General features: G+C 66.9%; 15 protein-coding genes. 5 read left to right on the top strand and 10 right to left on the bottom strand.

Annotated features, from left to right (window positions below; translation table 11 throughout):
• Positions 1-101: 101 nt before the first annotated feature.
• From IGS68_RS14385 to IGS68_RS14345, 9 genes are all read right to left on the bottom strand, one after another.
• A complete protein-coding gene (locus IGS68_RS14385) occupies positions 102-4,295 on the bottom strand; it encodes a DEAD/DEAH box helicase (RefSeq protein ID WP_201070024.1) in 4,194 nt (1,397 codons plus the stop codon).
• A 138-nt stretch (positions 4,296-4,433) separates the two neighbouring features.
• A complete protein-coding gene (bfr, locus tag IGS68_RS14380; protein ID WP_201070021.1) occupies positions 4,434-4,910 on the bottom strand; it encodes a bacterioferritin in 477 nt (158 codons plus the stop codon).
• A gap of 170 nt (positions 4,911-5,080) precedes the next feature.
• Complete coding sequence (gene malQ, locus IGS68_RS14375; protein WP_201070018.1) at positions 5,081-7,264, bottom strand: 4-alpha-glucanotransferase; 2,184 nt, start codon at positions 7,262-7,264, stop codon at positions 5,081-5,083.
• A 37-nt stretch (positions 7,265-7,301) separates the two neighbouring features.
• Complete coding sequence (gene treZ, locus IGS68_RS14370; RefSeq protein WP_247880842.1) at positions 7,302-9,176, bottom strand: malto-oligosyltrehalose trehalohydrolase; 1,875 nt, start codon at positions 9,174-9,176, stop codon at positions 7,302-7,304.
• A gap of 85 nt (positions 9,177-9,261) precedes the next feature.
• Positions 9,262-10,290 (bottom strand): response regulator transcription factor, encoded by a 1,029-nt coding sequence (locus tag IGS68_RS14365; protein ID WP_201070015.1) that lies wholly within the window; start codon positions 10,288-10,290, stop codon positions 9,262-9,264.
• Positions 10,291-10,384: 94 nt separating this feature from the next.
• On the bottom strand, positions 10,385-12,550 hold the full coding sequence (gene glgX, locus IGS68_RS14360) for a glycogen debranching protein GlgX (protein WP_201070011.1): 2,166 nt from the start codon (positions 12,548-12,550) through the stop codon (positions 10,385-10,387).
• Positions 12,551-12,730: 180 nt separating this feature from the next.
• Positions 12,731-13,168: a hypothetical protein gene (locus IGS68_RS14355; RefSeq protein ID WP_201070007.1), complete on the bottom strand. Its 438-nt coding sequence runs from the start codon at positions 13,166-13,168 to the stop codon at positions 12,731-12,733.
• Positions 13,169-13,422: 254 nt separating this feature from the next.
• Positions 13,423-14,043: a polyhydroxyalkanoate synthesis repressor PhaR gene (phaR, locus tag IGS68_RS14350; protein WP_158045137.1), complete on the bottom strand. Its 621-nt coding sequence runs from the start codon at positions 14,041-14,043 to the stop codon at positions 13,423-13,425.
• 202 nt (positions 14,044-14,245) lie between these two features.
• Positions 14,246-14,452: a hypothetical protein gene (locus IGS68_RS14345; RefSeq protein WP_201070004.1), complete on the bottom strand. Its 207-nt coding sequence runs from the start codon at positions 14,450-14,452 to the stop codon at positions 14,246-14,248.
• 76 nt (positions 14,453-14,528) lie between these two features.
• Here IGS68_RS14345 and IGS68_RS14340 point away from each other — a divergent pair, with 76 nt between their 5' ends.
• From IGS68_RS14340 to IGS68_RS14320, 5 genes are all read left to right on the top strand, one after another.
• Positions 14,529-15,710, top strand: coding sequence for an alpha/beta fold hydrolase (locus IGS68_RS14340; RefSeq protein ID WP_247880840.1), 1,182 nt, complete (start codon positions 14,529-14,531; stop codon positions 15,708-15,710).
• Positions 15,711-15,890: 180 nt separating this feature from the next.
• Positions 15,891-17,066 carry an acetyl-CoA C-acetyltransferase gene (locus IGS68_RS14335; RefSeq protein ID WP_201069999.1) on the top strand — a complete coding sequence of 392 codons (1,176 nt, stop codon included), beginning with the start codon at positions 15,891-15,893 and terminating at the stop codon, positions 17,064-17,066.
• Between the two features lie 180 nt (positions 17,067-17,246).
• Positions 17,247-17,969, top strand: coding sequence for an acetoacetyl-CoA reductase (phbB, locus tag IGS68_RS14330; protein ID WP_201069996.1), 723 nt, complete (start codon positions 17,247-17,249; stop codon positions 17,967-17,969).
• A gap of 95 nt (positions 17,970-18,064) precedes the next feature.
• On the top strand, positions 18,065-18,445 hold the full coding sequence (locus IGS68_RS14325; RefSeq protein WP_247880838.1) for a carboxymuconolactone decarboxylase family protein: 381 nt from the start codon (positions 18,065-18,067) through the stop codon (positions 18,443-18,445).
• The gene (locus IGS68_RS14320) at positions 18,442-18,906 is read left to right on the top strand and encodes an NUDIX hydrolase (RefSeq protein WP_201069990.1); all 465 of its coding nucleotides are present in this window, start codon (positions 18,442-18,444) and stop codon (positions 18,904-18,906) included. Before IGS68_RS14325 ends, IGS68_RS14320 begins: the two co-directional genes overlap by 4 nt.
• 59 nt (positions 18,907-18,965) lie before the next feature.
• Here IGS68_RS14320 and carA read toward each other — a convergent pair whose 3' ends face one another.
• Positions 18,966-20,159 carry a glutamine-hydrolyzing carbamoyl-phosphate synthase small subunit gene (carA, locus tag IGS68_RS14315; RefSeq protein ID WP_201069987.1) on the bottom strand — a complete coding sequence of 398 codons (1,194 nt, stop codon included), beginning with the start codon at positions 20,157-20,159 and terminating at the stop codon, positions 18,966-18,968.
• Positions 20,160-20,261: the final 102 nt, after the last annotated feature.

The following is a 20,261-nucleotide window of genomic DNA, read 5'->3' as shown; positions in this document are numbered from 1 at the left end:
CCGGGTATTCCGGGGCGACGCGAGCTGTCGCGCTTTTCGGCGTTCGGGTCGATGCGGTGCGGTGACGCGGAACCTTCCCTCGGATATCGCTCGGCGCGGGATCAGCCGCTCAGCAGGTTCATCAACTCCTCGTCGGTGAGCTTGGCGCTGGCCTCGCTGCCGTCCAGCAATTCGGCCGCCATTTCCCGCTTGTCCTGGTGCAGCCCCAGGATTCCCTGCTCGATCGTCCCGGCGACGGCGAGGCGATAGACGGTGACGGGGCGCTGCTGGCCGATCCGGTGGGCGCGGCCGGAAGCCTGGTCCTCGACGGCGGGGTTCCACCAGGGGTCGAGGTGGATGACGTAATCCGCGGCGGTCAGGTTCAGCCCGGTGCCGCCTGCCTTGAGGCTGATCAGGAACAGGTCTCCCGCGCCGGCCTGGAAGGCATTGACCCTTCTCTCCCGCTCGCGCTGCGGCGTCTGGCCATCCAGGTACTGGTGGGCGATCCCGCGCTCCTCCAGGGCTCTCCGGACGATCTCCAGGAATCCGACATACTGGCTGAAGACCAGCGCCTTGTGCCGGTTACGCAGCAATTCGTCCACCAATTCGAGGAACAGCGACAGCTTGGCACCTTCCATCCCGGTCGCGTCGGAAGCCGCGAGGGAGGGGTGGCAGCAGGCGCGCCGCAGTCGGGTGATCTCGGCGAGGATATGGATCTTGCGCTGGGCGGAGGCGTCGTCGGGTAGATTCTCGATGCGCTCGATCGCCCGGCGCCGCAGCGCTTCGTAAAGGGCCCGTTCGTCGTCGTCGAGATCGACCAGGATCGTCTGTTCGGTACGCGGCGGCAGTTCGGTCAGGACCGCCGACTTGGTGCGGCGCAGGATGAAGGGACCGACCAGGGCCTTCAGGGCCTGCTTGGCCGCCCGGTCGCCGCGCTCGATCGGCAGGACGAAGCGCTTCCGGAAGCTCTCCAGCGAGCCCAGCAGACCCGGATTGATGAAGTGGAACAGACTCCACAGCTCTTCGAGGTAATTTTCCACCGGAGTGCCGGTCAAGGCCAGCCGGAAGTCGGCCTGGAGCCTCATGCTGGCCTGGGCCCGCTTTGTCGCCGCGTTCTTGATCGCCTGCGCCTCGTCCAGGATGGCGATCCTCCAGGGCGTGTCCGACAGAAGCGCCGCTTCCTGGTTGAGCAGGCCATAGCTGGTGACCAGCACGTCGAAGGGACCCAGTGATTTGACCAGGGCGGTGCGGTCGCCGGCATCGGAGAATTGGCGGACGGAAAGGGACGGCGCGAATCGCTCGATCTCGGCGGCCCAGTTGTGGCAGACCGAGGTCGGGGCGACCACGAGGGCGGCGCCTTGGGGCGCGTGTTCCAGCATCACGGCGATGGCCTGGACGGTCTTGCCCAGCCCCATGTCGTCGGCCAAGCAGGCTCCGGCACCCCAGTGGGCCAGCCGCGACAGCCAGCGGAAGCCTTCGACCTGATAGTCGCGCAGGTCGGCCTGGAGCGTCGAGGGGACCTTCGGGGCGTGGTGGCCCGCCTCCCGGATCCGTTCGAGTTGCTCGCGCCATTGCTTGTCGGAGTCCAGCTTCCCGGCATCCTCAAGCGCCTCCGCGACGGCGAAGGCCGCCATCCGGTGCACCTTGCGGCCCCGTCCGTCGCCTTCCGAAAGCGCACCCAGGCGATCCAGGCGGCGGCGCAACTCCTCCGTCAGCGCCAGGAAACGGCCGTCGTCGAGCTGGATGAAACGGCCCTGGGTCCGGGCGGCCCGGTCCAGCAACTCCCGCAGGTCCATCACCAGGTTTTCGTCGATGCGGACTTCGCCGCTGACCTGGAACCAGTCGCGCGATGCCCGCAGCTTGACCGACATGCCGGCGCTGGCAGCCGCGGCGGTGACCTGGAGCCGGCCGCCTTCGGGCCACTCCAGCGAGGCCGATCCGGGGTAGGCCTGGACCTCCGACAGGAATTGAAGGCTGTCATGGAGGTCCGGCAGCTCCCATTCCATCTCGCCCACGGCGCGCTGGTCGAGGCTGGGGCAGGCGGCCAGCAAGGCCGCGAGTTCCGCCGTCTCCCGCTCCAGGTCGCGATTGGCGCGCTGGGTCTTCCCGTCGACCAGCGACAGCACCGACTTGCCGGCGTGCCCCGGCAGGTAGTGCGGACCGGCGTCTCCGAACGGCAGGACGAAGGCGGACACCCGAAGGCCGCGATCGACCGGGACCAGGCGGAGGACGGGCTTCGGATCGCCTTCGATCGCCGGCACTTCCACGGCGTCGATCTCCGAGCGGATCGGCAGCGCCCCGCCGATCGACCGCCTGACGAGGTTCACGACGCGGTCCCGTCCGTCGCGGGGGACGGTCATGCCGTCCGGTCCGAGAAGCGTCCCGACCTTCACCACGTCCGCCGAGACGTCGATCACCCTGTAGCGATCGGGAGTCTCCTGCTCCAGGAGGGCCGTGGGCTGTTCGGAGAAGTGGGAAAGCGCGATGCGATACCCGCCCCGTACCTCGCAGACGACCAGTTCGACCGGATAGCGGATGAGTTCGAGCTGCCGGCTCCTGTCGTCCGCGCGGAACACCCGGGGGTGTCCGACCAGGGCGAGAAGCGTCTTGTAGGGATCCGGGCCGTAGCTTTCCGTCGTGGGCTGATAATAATAGTTCAGCTCGTGAGTACGCCGAAGCGTCGAGACCACCCGCCGGTCGTGGTCATCCATCTCGAGCGGCGGCTCGTTCTTGCCGACGCGGCGGAAAGACAGCGTGCGTCCTGCATTCCAGCCGTCCCTCACCTTAGCGGTCTGCTCGACCACCTCGATCGTCCCGATATCGGGCTCCAGAAGCCAGATCAGGCGCTTCGACCGCTTCCGGGCTGTCTCCGCAACCGGCTTGTCAGGCGGCGCCAGCAATGTTTCAAGATGGTCGAGCGCGCGTTCCCATGGGTCGTTCACCTCGATCAGGTCGACCAGGCGGATGATCGGCTGGCGGTCGGGCCGTTCCAGGTACTCCCTGTAGGGTTCGGGATCGCCAGCCAGCTTCTCCAGCAGCGAAGCGTAGATCTCCGCCACCAGCGGCAAGGTGTCCCGATTGCTCTCGAACAGCGACTTGAGCTCCGCCGTTCGGCCACGGAGCGGCAAGGGGTCGAGCAGGAATTGGGCAAGCGGTTCGAGGGCCCGGGCCAGCGGAGCATCGTATTTGGCGGCAGTGTTCTTCAGGACGCTTCCGGCCGCATCGTCCTTTCCCTGCACGATCAGAGCCATCGCCCAGGCCGCAGCGACGCCGCCCTGGGTCGAGCCGGGCCAGGTATCGCGCCCGGCATCCTCCACCCAGCCGAGCAATTCCGGGATCAGCGCCGGATTTCCTTCCCGCAGGATGCACAGCATCGCCAGCAGGCCCTCTATGTCGGGCAGGAAGATCTTTCGCCTGCGGGTGGATTTGCGGAACAGCTTCAACCCCTCGCGGAATTTCGCCAGCGCTTCCGTGTTCCGTCCGCAGAGGAAATCGGCCATCGCCGAGATCAGATGCCGGTAGGCGGCCACCATCACGGCATGGTCGCTCGCCCTTTCCCCCTCGATCTCCTGCGTCCCGGGGCGCAATTCTTCCCCGATCCGACTCGCTCCGGCAGGGTCGCCCCTGAGGATCGCATAACGCGCGAGCGAAATGCGGGTGCCGGGATTCACGCTCACCGCTGCGAGCCGGTCCAGTTGCGCCCGCAGATCATCGAAATCCGGGGGGCGGTGTCCGGTGCGGAGAAGCACGTTGAGCTTCGCCGCCAGCACGGCTTCCAGGATGACGGGTGCCCGGCTGGACACCCAGTCCGGGCGCAGGCTGACATGGCCGAAGAAACCCGCCAGGAGGGCCAGGGTGCCGGGCGTGTCCTCCACCAGCCTTCCGGTCATGGCATCGGCATAGTTCCCGTAGACCACGAAACGCAGTTCCCGGGTCCGATGCGCCTGATAATGGATGTATCCGGTGGGACGGCTGGTCCGCTCCACCGCTTCGATATAGAGGTCATGCTGCGGATCCGCGAAAGCGGCGATGTTCATGTCATGGCAGAACTGGTTTCTCTCCTGGTTCAAACCCAGCCACAGGCCGCTGCCCTTGATCTGTGCCACGACCTCGCCGACCAAGCCCGCCCCGAGCGTCTTCCCGCCGGGCAGCGGAATTCGGACCGCCGAGGCCGCCTTGTAAAGCGTGTTGTTCCCCGCCTCGGCGCCTGCGACGATCTTCAGGTGGGCCACGACCTTTGCGGCAGGCGACAGGTCGTCATAAAGGCGACGCAGTTCCTCGGGCGGGGGAGCTTCCGCGGTCTCGGCCTGGGGCATGAGGGGTCTGTGCTGCATCGGGCAACGCTAGCGATTGCGGACCGGCGTATCAACAATCACGCAGGAGCGGGAAGGCAAAACGGCGGCCCCGAATGGGACCGCCGCCGGATCTGGCACGAAGGGATGTGGAAGGAGCCCTCAGCTCGCTTCGAACATCTGCTCCTGCTGGTAGTTCTGGGCGCCGACGCGCTGGATCAGGTCGAGCTGGGTTTCCAGCCAGTCGATGTGCTCCTCGGTCTCGTCGAGGATCTTGACGAAAATCTCGCGGGTCTGGAAGTCGCGGACCTCTTCGCAGTAGGCGATCGCCTCCTGGAGGCAGGCGCGGTTGTGGCTCTCGACGCCGAGGTCGCACGTGAACATCTCCGGCACGTCTTCGCCGATCTTCAGCTTGTGCAGGTCCTGAAGGTTCGGCAGGCCTTCAAGGAACAGGATCCGCTCGATGATGTAATCGGCATGATTCATTTCGCCGATGGATTCGTCGTAGACATACTTGGCGAGCCGCAGAAGGCCCCAGTTCTTCAGCATGCGCGCGTGCAAGAAGTACTGGTTGATCGCCGTCAACTCGTTCGTCAGAATGGTATTCAGATGACGGATTACTTTGGGATCACCCTTCATTTTCTTCTCCGTGCAAGCGCTGTGGACCAGCCCCTCGATCGCACCCGGGTGGGATGCATAAACCTCGCGTTCTGTTAAATATACGAACCGGCCCGAAATAAAACCTGAAAGTTATTCTCAAGGCCGGTTTTCTTGCATCGATAACCATTCTCACCATGACGACCCCTAGGTCAGCCGCGGCCATGCTCGCGATCGATCGCCTGGACGATGGCCCGGGCGATCGGCGATTCGGGGATGGTCCCGATCGCGACCGGAAGTTTGCGCTGCCAGTTCGGGTGCTGGTGGACGGTTCCGGGCAGGTTCGGCTGGTCGATTTCGCCGACCATGTCCTCGACCTGGACCATCAGGATGCGGCCGGGCGTGCGCGCCAGATAACCGTGGATGGCTCCGGCCAGTTCGGCCGTCAGCGTCTCGGAGCCGGTCTCCTGCGGGACCACGCCGGACCAGCGCATGGAGGACAGCAGGCGCTCCCGATCTGTCCTGCGCTCCGCCAGTTCGGAGTCGAGCGCGCCGGGTTCGGAATACTGCCCCAGCTCGGCCCGGATCCGGATGTCGTGGCCGTTCCACCAGCCCTTCAGGGTGGGCAGATCGTGGGTGGTGACGGATACCAGGGAGTCGCGCGGGTAATGCTCGGGCGCGATGAAGCCCTTGTCGGGGCCGCGCTCGAAATAGAGCACCCGGTAAGACAGGATCCCGGCCTTCTGCATGGCCGGGCGGAAGCCTTCCGGGACGGTGCCGAGGTCCTCTCCGATCACCAGGCAGCGGTTCCGTCGCGATTCCAGCGCGATGATGCGCACGAGATCGCGCATGGGATAGGCTACGTAGGCGCCGCCCTCGTGGTCCGGCCGCGACGGGATCCAGAACAGGTGCTGGAGCGCCATCACATGGTCGATTCGGATCGCGCCGGCGTGACGCATGTTGGCACGCAGCGACTGGATGAAGGTTTCGTACGCGGTCTCGACCAAGCCGAGCGGCGACAGCGGCGCCAGTCCCCAGTTCTGCCCGTCGGGGCTGAACATGTCGGGCGGCGAGCCGACATTCGCACCCTGGACGATGACGTCCTGCGCGGACCATGCCGCGGCCCCTCCGGGATGGTTGGCGACCGCGAGGTCGCGGTAGAAACCGATCGGCATGCCGGCGCGATGGGCCCGGTGCGCCGCATCGGCGAGCTGGTCGTCGGCGACGAATTGAAGCCACTGGAAGAACTCGACCCGATCGGCATTCTCCTCCGCGAACCGTTCGACCGCCTCGCTCCGGGGGTCGCGATAGGCTTCGGGCCAGTCCTGCCACGCCCACTTGCCTTCACCCTTGAAGAAATGCTCGTGCAGCGCGTCGAAGACGGATTGCCGGACCAGCGGCTCGTCCATTTCACGCTGGAACAGGAGGAAGGCGTCGCGGCGCGGCCCCGTCGACTCCCGGGCGCTTTTGAAGACCAGGTCGAGAACCGGCATCTTGAGGTCGGCGACCGCCCCGTAATTGACCAGCGGCGCTTCGCGGGCGGCCTGGAGCTGCGCCTGGAAGTCGGCGCTTTCGATCAAGCTCCGGGCTTCAGGACTCTCCGCCAGTTCGGGCAGCCCGGCGACATCGATGAACAGGGTGTTCAGGAAGCCCCGGTTGCTCGGCGAATAGGGACTGTTGTGGTTGGGATCGGCGGGAAACAGGGCATGCAGCGGGTTCAGGCCCAGCACCCCGGCCCCCATGGCGGCGGCTTGCTCCGCCGCGGACCCGGCATCGGCATAGTCGCCGATGCCCCAGTTCGCCGCGGATCGAAGGGCGTAGAGCTGCACGCCCATGCCCCAGGACCAGCCGTCGCCGCCCGCCAATTCGTCGGGCGACAGGCAGCTTTCGGGGGCCACGATCACGCAGGCAGCTCCCTCGTGGACGACGCTGTCGGCCACGTTCAGCTGGATCGCCAGCCGGTGGTAGCCTTGGGGCAGGGCTTCGGGTAGGGTCAGGCGGTGCCGGGTATAGCGGACGTCGTCGAACGTCTCCTCGCCGATCGCCGGCAGGCCGGACAGGGGCTGCTCGCCCCAATGCACGTCGCCGAACTCCTCCGACAAGGTCCAGGTGATCCCGGCGGGACCGGTGCGGTCGGGCACGGTGAAATCGATCTCCACCGCGTCCGATTCGCCGAGGACGAAGACCGGCCGCAGCATGCGCCGCCAGTCGCGCTCCCGCAGCCGGAAAAGGCTGTCGGCAGCCTCCTCCGGCGTGCCGGCCGGGAAGCCCATCGCCTGGACCAGGTCCCGCTTGGTGGCGGGGCCGATCTCGCGCCGGTTTCCCCAGATGTCGTGATAGAACGGCTCGACACCCAAAAGCCCGGCCAGCCGGTCCAGATCGGCTCCATCCTTCATGCTCTGCTTTCCCCTCTTGATCCCACCGGTTTCCGCGTCAGACCGTGCCGGACGGTTCGGTGATGTACCAGGCGACGGTCCAGGGACCGAGACGCCCGGATTTCAGGTCGCCGCCCGCCGGCTGTCCGCCTTGGGATCGGCCGGTCTCGAACAGCGGGTCGACAGCGGGCACTTCGATGCCTTCCACAGCCTCGTCGCCCAGGTTAGCAATCAATGTCAGACGTCCGCCATCCTTGAAAGGCCAATGGGCTTCGATCGCGCTCCCGCCGCGGACCTTCGCGACGCTGTCGGACCCGAGGCCGGCCAATCGCGGAACCAGAAGGCGCGACCTGATGTCGATCAGGGTCCGGTACCAGTCCAGCCATTCGGCATGGCCGGACGCCGTCGCCGCGTCCCAGTCGAGCTTCGATCCCTTGAAGGTGCTTTCGGCGTTGGGGTCGGGGATCTTCTTGCGCGCTTCCGGGTCGGAGAACTCGGCGAAGCCGGCGAACTCCTTGCGCCGCCCCTCGCGCACCGCATCGGCCAACTCCCCATGGAAATCGGTGAAGAAGTTGAACGGACGGTCGCTGGCCCATTCCTCGCCCATGAACAGCATAGGGATCTGCGGCGTCAGCAGGAACACCGCCGTGATCGCCTTCAGCCGCTCGGCCGGGATCAGCGCGGACAACCGCTCGCCCATGGCGCGGTTGCCGACCTGGTCATGGTTCTGGAGGAAGCTGACGAAGGCTTGCGGCGGCAGGTGACCGCTGGCTTCGCCGCGGATCTTGCCGTCCTGGTGGGGGGAGGGGTCGCCCTGGTAGACGAACCCGTCCGCCAACGACCGGGCCAGCTTGCCGTGCGAGTCGTCGGCGAAGTCCTCGTAATAGCCGGCACGTTCGCCGGTCACCAGGGCATGGGCGGTATTGTGGAAATCGTCGTTCCATTGCGCGGTGAAGTGGGGCGGCAGGCCGGCGTCGTCGCGGCCCAGCCGGTGCGCCTGGTTCGCCTCGTTCTCGAGCACGAGGTGGACATGCCGGCCGGGACTGCCCGACTCGATCCTGCCGCGGACCGTCTCCGCCAACTCGGTCAGGATGTGCGGCTTGCTGTCGTCGATGATCGCGTGGACGGCGTCGAAGCGCAGCCCGTCGAACCGGTATTCATCGAGCCAATAGAGCGCATTGTTGATGAAGTAGTCGCGGACCGGACGCGCGTCCTTGCCGTCGAAATTGATCGCCGCGCCCCAGGGGGTGTGGTGGCGCTCGGTGAAGAACGACTTGGCGTAGGTGCTGAGATAATTCCCCTCCGGCCCGAAGTGGTTGTAGACCACGTCCAGGAAGACCATCAGCTCGCGCTCGTGCGCCTCGTCGATCAGCCGCTTCAGGGCGTCGGGCGCGCCGTAGGCATCGTCGGGCGCATAGGGCAGCACGCCGTCATAGCCCCAGCCGCGCCGACCGGCGAAGTCGGCCAGCGGCAGGAACTCGATCGCCGTGACGCCGAGCTTCGCCAGATGGTCGAGCTTGCGGCGGACGCCGTCGTAGGTCCCCTCATCGGTGAAGCAGCCGATATGCAGTTCGTAGAGGATCGTCTCCTCCCACGGCCGGCCGCGCCAGGAGGTGTTGCGCCACTCGTAGGCGTTGGGATCGACCACCTGGCTCGGACCGTTGACGTCTTCCGGCTGGAAGCGGGAGGCGGGATCGGGAACGCACAGTCCGTCGGGCAGCCGGTACTGGTATCGGGTTCCGGCCGGGGCACGGTCGGTCACGGTTTCGAACCAGCCGTCCTCCCGCGCCGTCATCGGCAGGGGAGAGTCCGTCCGGCCGTCGAGGACAAGGCCGATCTCGGCATGTGAGGGCGCCCAGAGGCGGAAACGGGTGGTTCCGTCCTGGCGGAGTTCGGCGCCGAAAGGCATGGAGTGGGCAAAGCGGGCGGACATCGGGGAGCCATCCTGGGATTGGACTGATGAGACACCGCTTAGAACATCCACACATGGCGGATGATCCCGCCCATTCCCGGAAAGCTCAAAGAAAGCCGCCCGTCCTGGCCAGCCCTCCCTGGGCGAAGCCTTTGGCCCCTTCGGCCGCCTTGGCCTCCGCCAACGCAGTGAGGCGGCTACGGTAAAGGGCAGCCGCGGCGCCGACCTCGCGCGCCAGGGAATCCGCGGGGCGATCGGGGCTTAGCGCCGCCATGATCTCCAGGGCCGAAGGCTTGAGCCGGTCCAGTCCCGGCGGAACCATGCCGGAGAGGGTCTGGGCGTGCGCGACCTCGACCGCGGCGATCAGGGCTTTCGCCTGGTCGGCCGCCGCGGCGCGGCTGCCGGTCGCCTGGACGGGCAGGCGATGGATCAGGTCGTCCAGTACCGGCACCACCCGCGTGAGATGCTCCACGGCGATCCGCTCGGCAGGCTCGCCCGACAGTCCCGGCAGCGCGAACTCGATCAGGAAGGCCGCCTGGAACGCCTGCCGCAACAGTTTCTGCTCGTTCACTTCGGCCGATGCCCGTTCGATCAGCTCGTGCGGATTGGTCCTGCCGAAGGCGTTGGTCGCCTTCAGGCGCAACGTATTCGGAACCTCGATCAGGGGGATCTGGCTGCCTTCGCGCGGGGACTTCCGCCGGTCCGGGCCGATGAAGTCGCTGGTGACCACGAAGTTCCGCGGACCCTCGACCAGAGCGGTGATGCGCTCGTGGAGTTGCTTGGGGGCCAGCGGTTTGACCAGCAGCGCGTCGCCGCCGCAATTGGTCACCCGGGCGAGCAGCGGCTTCGTCGGGTTGAAAGCGGTCACGATGATCGCCAGGAACGGATTGGCGCCGAGCAGGCTGTGTCGGATCGCATGAACGACCTTGAAGGTTTCGCTGTCGGTGCCGGTCGCGTCGGCGACAAGGAGGTCGGGATTGCCGGTCCCGAACGCTTTCCGAACGTCCTCCATGTGGCCGAACGCCTGCACGCGGCTGATCCGCAGATGTCCCAGGGCATCGCGCATCAGGCGGCGGACATTGCCCTCGGGTTCGAACAGGATGCACTCGACCTGGCTAAGATCGTACTCTGGCATGGGCGATGATCGGTCGGCAGAGGGGCGGCAGAGGGGCGGCGTAGGGACGGGACCGGCGCGGGCGCGCCGGACAGCCCAGTATCGCCGCCAATCCCTAACGCGCCGCTAAATCGAGACCATCTGTATCGACCAGCACGAACAGGTGGGCCGATCGGCCGTACACCTCGAAGGTCTCGCCCGCCGGAAGGTCCTCGCGGTCGGACTGGCCCGTGGCCTCGACCGTGTCCAGCAGGCAGCGCCAAGCTGTTCCGCCCGGCACCTTCGGCAGGATGAACGGCACCGTGTCGTGGAAGGCGTTCAGGATGATCAGCAGCCGGTCGTCTGTCGCCGCATTGCCGTCGTGCGTCATGTAGTCGCCGGCCTCTCCGTTGAGCAGAAGGCCGATGCAGCGGGCATGCCTGTCGCTCCACTGGGCACTGGTCTTTTCGGTGCCCTGGGGCGTGATCCAGGTGATGTCCTTGACCTCGTCGGCGGATGTCTTCGTGCCGTGAAGGAAGACGCCGCGGCGCAGGACCGGGTGCTGCCTCCGCAGGTCGAGCAGTCGCCTGGTGAAATCGGCGAGGGCGCGCCCATCGGCGCTGACGCCCTGCCAGTCTACCCAGGAGACCTCGTTGTCCTGGCAGTAGGCGTTGTTGTTGCCGCCCTGGCTCCGGCCGATCTCGTCGCCGGCCAGCAGCATCGGCGTGCCCTGCGAGAGCAGCAGCGTGGTCAGGAAATTGCGGCGCTGGCGTTCCCTAAGGTCGGCGATCTTGGGGTCGGTCGTGGGTCCCTCGACGCCGTGGTTCCAACTGTGGTTCCCGGAGTGGCCGTCCCGGTTGCCTTCGCCATTGGCTTCGTTGTGCTTGTGATTGTAGGAGACAAGGTCGTTGAGCGTGAAGCCGTCGTGGGCGGTCACGAAGTTGATGCTGGCCCAGGGGCGGCGCCCATGCCGTTCGAACAGGTCGCTCGATCCCGTCAGCCGGCCGGCCAGCTCCGGCAGCATGCCCTCGTCGCCGCGCCAGTAGCGCCGGACGGTGTCGCGGTACCGGTCGTTCCACTCCGCCCAGCCCGGGGGAAAGCCGCCGACCTGGTAGCCGCCCGGACCGATGTCCCACGGCTCGGCGATCAGCTTGACCCCGGACAGCACCGGATCCTGGCGCACCGCGTCGAGGAAGCCGGAGCCGGGGTCGTAGCCGTGGGGCTCGCGCGCCAGCGTCGTGGCCAGGTCGAAGCGGAAGCCGTCCACATGCATCTCCGACACCCAGTAGCGCAGGCTGTCCATCACCATCTGGAGCACCCGGGGATGGGTGATCGCCAACGTGTTGCCGGTGCCGGTGTCGTCGATATAGAAGCGCCTGTCCCCCGGCATCAGCCGGTAGTAGCTGGCGTTGTCGATCCCGCGAAAGCTCAGCGTCGGGCCCATGTGGTTGCCCTCGCCGGTGTGGTTGTAGACCACGTCCAGGATCACTTCGATCCCGGCCTCGTGCAGCCGTGCAACCATGGTCTTGAATTCGGACAGGACGCCGGTCGTCATGAACCGCGGTTCCGGCGCGAAAAAGCCGATCGTGTTGTAGCCCCAGTAGTTTCGGAGGCCGCGCTCGACCAGGTGGCGGTCGTCGCAGAATGCCTGGACCGGCAGCAGCTCGATCGAGGTGATTCCGAGCGAGCGCAGCTTGTCTATGACCGACTGGGTGCTGAGCCCGGCGAAAGTGCCGCGGAGCTGGGGTCCGACGTCGGGGTTGCGCATGGTGAAGCCGCGGACATGGGCTTCGTAGATGACCGTGTCGCTCCAGGGCACGCGCGGCGCACGGTCGTTGCCCCAGGTGAAGGCGCGGTCGACCACCCGGCACTTGGGCATGCCGCGCGCATTGTCGCGGCGGTCGAAAGACAGGTCCTCTCGGGTCGAGCCGACCCGGTAGCCGAAATGGGCGTCGGACCAGCGAAGCGCCCCGAAAAGGGCCTTGGCGTAGGGATCCAGCAGCAGCTTGTTGGGATTGAACCGGTGGCCGGCGGACGGCTCGTACGGGCCGTGGACCCGATAGCCGTACAGTGTTCCCGGCCGGGCTTCGGGCAGGTAGCCGTGCCACACCTGGTCGGTGTATTCGGGCAGGGGCACCCGATCGATCTCGCGCGTTCCGGTCTTGTCGAACAGGCACAGCTCGACCTTGGTCGCGTTGGCCGAGAACAGCGCGAAATTCACGCCGAAGCCGTCCCAGGTGGCGCCCAGCGGATAGGACCGCCCGGGCCATACCACGGTTCGCGCGGAGCCCGTCGTCTTCATATGCGTTCACCGCTCAAAACGGAAAGGGGATTGGTAGGTGTGAAACCGACGGTCACTTGGCTGCCGCGATCTGTGGCGATACGGGATGGACGCTGCTCCAAAAACGCAAGTATGTGAAATCCCGGTGCCGTGCAAGCGCTTCATGACGGGCGGCGGAAACCCTGGCGGGCACCGTTGCCGTCAGGGCATACCGTAGCGCAATCGCGGGGCGGCGGTCTCGCTCGCGCGTTCATAGGCACTGATCGCCTGCCGCCACGGCTCGATGTAGAGGCCCGTCTTCAGGACTTCCTGCGCCAGCACCTGGGCCACGAAGGGGGCGCTTCCCGGTGCCGCCCAACCGCGCCTGCTCTCCAGCGGGGGCAGGGGCGGGGCGGCGATGCCGGGCCGGTGCGGCGACTCCGCCCCGTTCCCCCGCAGGACGGGGTCGGCTTGGTCATGGGCGGTCCCGGCGGTGGCCGTCCCGGTTTCGCGTTCCTCCGCCCGCTTCGGGCGGCGGCGGTTCTCACGCTCGACCGTATCCGCCCGGGCGGGCAGGGCGCGGGCGGGTGTCACCGGCACCAGACTGCGGGAGTCGGGCAGGGGCTGGAATGGGGAGCGTGAAACCGGGCCGACGGCCATTCCCGTGGCGAACCTTCTGGTGGCTGGATTTCCGGGGATTCAACAGCAGTTTCGATCCCGGGACCTTAAGGAATTCCGAATCCCCGTGACGACAGCGGATTAGCCCCCGCGGGCGGCGCTCAGGGCGCGCGCGTCGCCGCGGGGCGGGCGCCTGGGCACCGACCCGCCGGACCCGGGCCGCCGGCGGTTACGCCCGGGGCGACCGGCTTCCGTCACGCCAACTCCGATCCTAGGCTTCCCGTCACCCGGTCCCGTCACTCGGCCTTGGACTTGGTAATCGTGACGAGCTGTTTCTGAAGCTCCTCGAGCTGCTTCTGCAGGTCGTCCAGCGTCTTCTCGCTCTCGGCCCGGGCCCGCTGGGCCGCCTGGTCGAACTGCTCGGCCGCGGCCTTGCCCTGCTCGGTCTGCGGACCGAACGGAGTGAACATCCGCATCGCCCGTTCGAACATCGCCAGGTTCTGCTTGCCCACTTCCTCGAACGTGGTGCCGAACGGGAAGATCCCGCCGATCGTGTTCGAGAAGTAGTCGCGCATCTGCTCCTGGTTCCGGGCGAACGACTGCATGCTGTATTCGAGGTAACGGGGCACGACCCACTGCATGTTGTCGCCGTAGAAGCTGATCAGCTGGCGGAGGAAGCTGATGGGCAGAAGGTTCTGACCCTTGCTTTCCTCTTCCACGATGATCTGCGTCAGCACGGAACGGGTGATGTCCTCGCCCGTCTTCGCGTCATAGACGACAAAGTCCATCCCGTCCTTGACCATCTGGCAGAGATGGTCCAACGTGACGTAGCTGCTCGTTGCAGTGTTGTACAGCCTGCGGTTGGCGTACTTTTTGATCGTGATCGGGGCAACTTTCGCGTCGTCTTTTTCGGCCATTTCGTATGCTTTCACGCGGTGGCATTGCGCTTAAATCCCTCAAGACATTAGGAGTACGCGAAGAAAGCTCCCTTAAGCAAGCTTTCTGCCGCGCCGTCGTCCGCAATTGGGCGGCGACCTGTTCGGGCCGCGACATACCGTACAATGGCGGCGCCCTGTTCAAATGCGGTAGTTCACTATTATATTCGCCGCCATGGCCAACTCATCGGATCAGGAACCGCCCTCCCTGGAAAGCCTCGCGCGCCGCTACCTGGACCTCTGGCAGGACCAGTGGTCGGCGCTGGCGGTCGATCCCGAGGTCGCGGAGAATTTCGCCCGCCTCTTCCAGATCCTGGGGCAGGGAGCCGCCGCCATGGCTCCCTTCTCGGCATTCGCAGCGCGCGGCAGCAGTCAACATCAGCAGTTCCATGACCCATTCGCCCCCTTCACGGCCGGCCGACCCATGGCGGATACCCCGACAGGGGCCGCGTCCGCTCGCGCTCCACATGGCGGCGACCCTGACCACGCTGCTGAGCTCGCCCGCCGGATTGCCGTTCTTGAGGAGCGGCTCGATTCCCTGGAAGGGGAGCCTTCGGGACCGCGCCGAGGATCTCCGGGGGGAACTCGCCGGCGTCGATCCTGAAGCCTTCGCGCGGGCTGTCGACCGTGAGATGCGGTGGCGCTTCGACGCGCTGCTGACCGGGGTGGAGCGATACCGGAACCATCCTTATCGCCGCGACTTGGCCGACCCGCCGGCGGTCTGGCGCGAAGGGCCGGCCCGGCTGCTCGATTACGGGGCGGATGACGCCGCGGACGGGAACGGGGTGCCCGTCCTGTTCGTGCCGTCGCTGATCAACCGGCACTACATACTCGACCTGTCCGGGGAATGCTCCCTGATGCGCTGGCTGGTGCGTCGCGGCATCCGTCCGCTCCTGCTCGACTGGGGGCGTCCCGGCCCGGCGGAACGCCGCTTCACCATGACCGACTTCGTGGCCGGCCGGCTGGAGCGGGCGCTGAACGCCGTGCTGGACCTGTTCCCCGCCCGGCCGGCCGTCGTCGGATACTGCATGGGCGGACTGCTGGCGACGGCGCTCGCCCAGCGGCGCCCCCGCGACATCGCCGCCCTCGCCCTGCTGGCGACGCCCTGGGATTTCCACGGCGACAATCCCGCCGCGGCGAAGCGTACGGCCGCCGCGCTGGCTCCCTACGAGCCGGTACTCGACGCCTGGGGCGAACTGCCGGTGGACGCGATCCAGGCCCTGTTCGCCATGCAGGATCCGCTGCAGGTCGCGCGCAAGTTCACGCGGTTCGCGCGTATGCCGCCGGAGGGCGCCGCCGCCCGCGGGTTCGTGGCTCTGGAGGACTGGCTGAACGACGGCGTGGCGCTGCCGGCCTCCGTCGCGCGGGACTGCCTGACCGGCTGGTACGGCCGCAACGATACGGCGGAGGGGCGCTGGACCATCGCCGGCGAAAGCGTCGATCCCCGTCGTCTCAGGCCGCCGGCGCTGGTCATGATCCCCGAGAAGGACCGCATCGTCCCGCCGTGCTCGGCGCGGGCGCTGGCCCTTGCGATCCCGGGCGCCGCCATCCACAATCCCCATCTGGGACATGTCGGCATGATCGTCAGTGCAGGGGCACAGACTTTGGTATGGGAGCCACTTGCCGAATGGCTTTGCAACCGAAGGTGAATGCTCCGATAATTAGGAGACTAGGTTTCTCTTTCCGAATGCGCGACTTAGTGGCGCGGGCAAAAGTGTTGGGCGGGCATGAACCCGCGGTGTCTTGCGCCGAAAAATTGCCGGGGCTAGTTTAAGCCGTGCTAAAGGCAGGCCCATAAAAAAATTGCCATCAGCTAAGGAGCGTTCCCCATGACCGAAGTCGTTATCGCCAGCGCCGCGCGCACGCCGATCGGTGCGTTCAACGGCTCGCTGAGCTCGGTACCCGCCCATACCCTGGGCGAAGTGGCGATCCGCGAGGCGCTGAAGCGCGCGGGCGTCGATGCGGGCGAAGTGTCGGAGGTCGTGCTGGGGCAGGTCCTGACCGCCGGTACCGGCCAGAACCCGGCCCGCCAGGCCGCGATCGCCGCCGGTGTCCCGGTGGAGAAGACCGCCTACGCGATCAACCAGCTCTGCGGTTCCGGCCTGCGCACCGTGGCGCTCGGCTACCAGGCGATCAAGCTGGGCGACGCCGACATCGTCGTCGCCGGCGGCCAGGAGAGCATGAGCCTCGCCCCGCACTGCATGCATCTGCGCAACGGCACCAAGATGGGTGACACGCAGATGATCGATACCATGATCAAGGACGGCCTGTGGGACGCCTTCAACGGCTACCACATGGGCACCACGGCCGAGAACGTCGCCCAGAAGTGGCAGATCACCCGCGAGCAGCAGGACGAGTTCGCCACCGCCTCCCAGAACAAGGCCGAGGCGGCGATGAAGGCCGGCAAGTTCAAGGACGAGATCGTCCCGGTCACCATCAAGACCCGCAAGGGCGACACCGTGGTCGATACCGACGAGTTCCCGAAGGCCGGCGTCACGGTCGATGCCCTGGGCAAGCTGCGCCCGGCCTTCTCCAAGGACGGTTCGGTCACCGCGGGAAACGCTTCGGGCATCAATGACGGCGCCGCGGCCCTGGTGCTGATGGGTGCCGACGCCGCCGCCAAGCGCGGCATCACGCCGCTGGCCCGCATCGTGTCCTGGGCGACCGCCGGCGTCGATCCCGCGATCATGGGTTCCGGCCCGATCCCCGCCAGCCGCCTGGCCCTGCAGCGCGCCGGCTGGAGCGTCGACGACCTGGACCTGATCGAGGCGAACGAGGCCTTCGCCGCGCAGGCCTGCGCGGTCAACAAGGATCTCGGCTGGGACAAGTCCAAGGTCAACGTCAACGGCGGCGCCATCGCGCTCGGCCACCCGATCGGCGCGTCCGGCGCCCGCGTCCTGGTCACCCTGCTGCACGAGATGCAGAAGCGCGACGCCAAGAAGGGGCTCGCCACCCTGTGCATCGGCGGCGGCATGGGCATCGCGCTCACCGTCGCCCGCGACTAAGCGGTCCGGCTCCTGTTGGGCGCGCTGCCGTCGGCATCGGGCCGGACCTGTCCGGTTTGACGCACGTCAACGCGCTGAGCAGGAACGACTGCTGATACTGTCAGGACGGAGCCGCACGTCGCGGCGGCTCCGTCTTCGACCACCTCGTCAAATCATCATCGCTTTCTGGGGGAGGAACAAATGGCACGAGTTGCAGTTGTTACGGGCGGCACGCGCGGCATCGGCGAGGCCATTTCGGTCGGGCTGAAGGATGCCGGCTACACAGTCGCGGCCATCTACGCCGGCAACGACGAGAAGGCCCGCGAGTTCTCCGAGCGGACCGGCATCGCGGTCTTCAAATGGGACGTCGGCAACTTCGAAGCCTGCAAGGAAGGACTCGCGAAGGTCGCGGCGGAACTGGGCCCGGTCGACATCGTCGTCAACAATGCCGGCATCACCCGCGACGGCGTCTTGCACCGCATGACCTACGAGCAGTGGAACGACGTCATCCAGACGAACCTGACCTCCTGCTTCAACATGTGCCGCAACGTGATCGACGGCATGCGCGAGCGGGGCTTCGGCCGCATCGTCAATATCGGCTCGATCAACGGCCAGGCCGGCCAGTACGGCCAGGTGAACTACGCCGCGGCCAAGTCCGGCATCCACGGCTTCACCAAGGCCCTCGCCCAGGAGGGTGCGGCCAAGGGCATCACCGTCAATGCGATCGCGCCGGGCTACATCGACACCGACATGGTGCGTGCCGTTCCCCCGAACGTGCTTGAGAAGATCGTCGCCAAGGTGCCGGTCGGCCGGCTCGGCAAGGCTTCGGAGATCGCCCGCGGCGTGCTGTTCCTGGTGGCCGACGAAGGCGGTTTCATCACCGGATCGACCCTGTCGATCAACGGCGGACAGCACATGTATTGATCCTTCGCCTCCCTGAGGGTGTTAGGATCGACGGGGCGTCCCAGCGGGACGCCCCGCAGTCGTTTTCGAGGGCATCATTTCCGATGGGAGGGCAGATGGTCGAGTACGAGGACGCCAGTCCCGAAGTTCGCGCCGTCTATGACGACATCATGGCGACCCGCAAGACGGACCTGATCAACAATTTCTGGAAGGTCCTGGCCAATCATCCGCCGACGCTGAGGCGCACCTGGGAAAGCATCAAGGAGGTCATGGCGCCCGGCGCGCTGGATCCGCTGACCAAGGAAATGGTCTATCTGGCGGTCAGCGCCACCAACAACTGCAAATACTGCATCGCCTCCCACACGGCGGCGGCCCGCAAGGCCGGCATGACCGACGAGATGCTCGGCGAGTTGCTGGCGGTGGTCGGGATGGCGAACGAGACCAACCGGCTCGCCAATGGCTATCGTGTCCAGGTGGACGAGCGGTTCAAGTCGTGACTTCGCCCCGTCGGACATATTCGGACCGGGAATATCCGGACCGCCCGTGGGTCGGCGTCGGCGTGGTCGTCTGGCAGGGCGAGCGGGTGCTCCTGATCCGCAGGGGCCGCGCCCCCCGGCTCGGCCAATGGGGATTGCCGGGCGGTGCGCAATCGGTCGGCGAGACCCTGTTCGAGGCGGCGGCTCGGGAGGTGCTGGAAGAGACCGGCCTTGCGGTCGAGCCGCAGGCGGTCGTGACGGCGCTGGATTCGATCAGCCGCGATCCCGAAGGCGAGGTCCAGTTCCACTACACGCTGGTCGAGGTGCTGGCCGAGTGTCCGGAGGGCGATCCGGTCGCGGCCGACGACGCGATGGATGCGCGGTGGGCGACGCCGGATCAGGTCGCGGAACTGGTCGAGTGGGGGGAGACGACCCGGGTGATCGAGCTATCCCGGGCGTTCCGGCGCGGGATCGTCGGGTAGGGTTGGCAGGCCGCGGAATGGATGGGCACCTTCGTCCGTCCGTTCCGCGGCGAGGCCGGTCAGCCCTGCTTGTCGATCAGGTCCACGAAACGGTGGAACAGATAGTGGCTGTCCTCCGGGCCGGGCGAGGCTTCGGGATGGTACTGGACCGAGAAGATCGGCTTGCCCTTGACCTTCAGCCCCTCGTTGGTGCCGTCGAACAGGCTGACATGGGTCACCTCCACGTCCGCGGGAAGGCTGTCCGGCTTGACCACGAAGCCGTGGTTCTGGCTGGTGATCTCGACCCTTCCGGTCTCCAGGTCCTTGACCGGGTGGTTGGCGCCGCGGTGGCCGCGGGGCATCTTCTCGGTCTCGGCGCCAAGGGCCAGCGCCATCAACTGGTGACCCAGGCAGATGCCGAACATCGGCACGCCGGTATCGATCAGGCCGCGGATCGTCGGCACGGCATAGGTCCCGGTGGCGGCCGGGTCGCCCGGGCCGTTGGACAGGAAGACGCCGTCCGGCTTGTGGCGCATCACGTCCTCGACCGTGGCGGTCGCAGGCACCACCGTCACCTTGGCGCCGGTCCCGGCGAGGCAGCGCAGGATGTTGCGCTTGGCGCCGTAGTCGATCGCGACCACGTGGTGGCGCGGGTTCTCCTGCGTCGCGTAACCCTGGCCGAGCTTCCACATCCCCTCGTTCCAGGAATAGGTCTGGCGGCAGGAAACGTCCTTGGCGAGGTCCATGCCTTCCAGGCCCGGCCATTGCCGCGCCTGGGCGACCAGTGCCTCCAGGTCGAACCGGCCGTCCGGGGCGTGGGCGATCACGCCGGTCGGCGCGCCGCCGTCGCGGATGCGCCGGGTCAGCCGCCGGGTGTCGACGCCCGAGATGCCGATCAGGTCGAAGCTCTTCAGCCAGTCGTCCAGGTGGCGGGTAGCCCGCCAGTTCGATGGCTCGGTGACGTCGGCGCGAAGCACCAGGCCGCGGGCCGCCGGGGTGACCGTCTCGATATCCTCGCCGTTGGCGCCCGTGTTGCCGATATGGGGGAAGGTGAAGGTGATGATCTGCCCGGCATAGCTGGGATCGGTCAGGATTTCCTGGTAGCCGGTCATCGACGTGTTGAAGCAGACCTCACCGACCGATGCGCCCACCGCACCCAGCCCGCGCCCCCACAGCACCGTTCCATCGGCCAGGACGAGGACGGCGGTGGCGCCGTCCGGACGCGACGCTTCGGCGGCGCTCGGCGCCGGGGCGGCGGAAATGTTTTCGGACATCGGTGACAGACCCCATATTGACCGCCCCTGCGGGCGCATTACCTGATGCGGCTCGGACTTCGGCCGCTCCCGCCCCGATTTGGTCGGCAGGAGGGCACGCGT

This window comes from Skermanella sp. TT6 (genome assembly GCF_016653635.2).
Lineage (GTDB): Bacteria > Pseudomonadota > Alphaproteobacteria > Azospirillales > Azospirillaceae > Skermanella > Skermanella cutis.
This window is presented reverse-complemented; position numbering and strand designations above follow the sequence as displayed.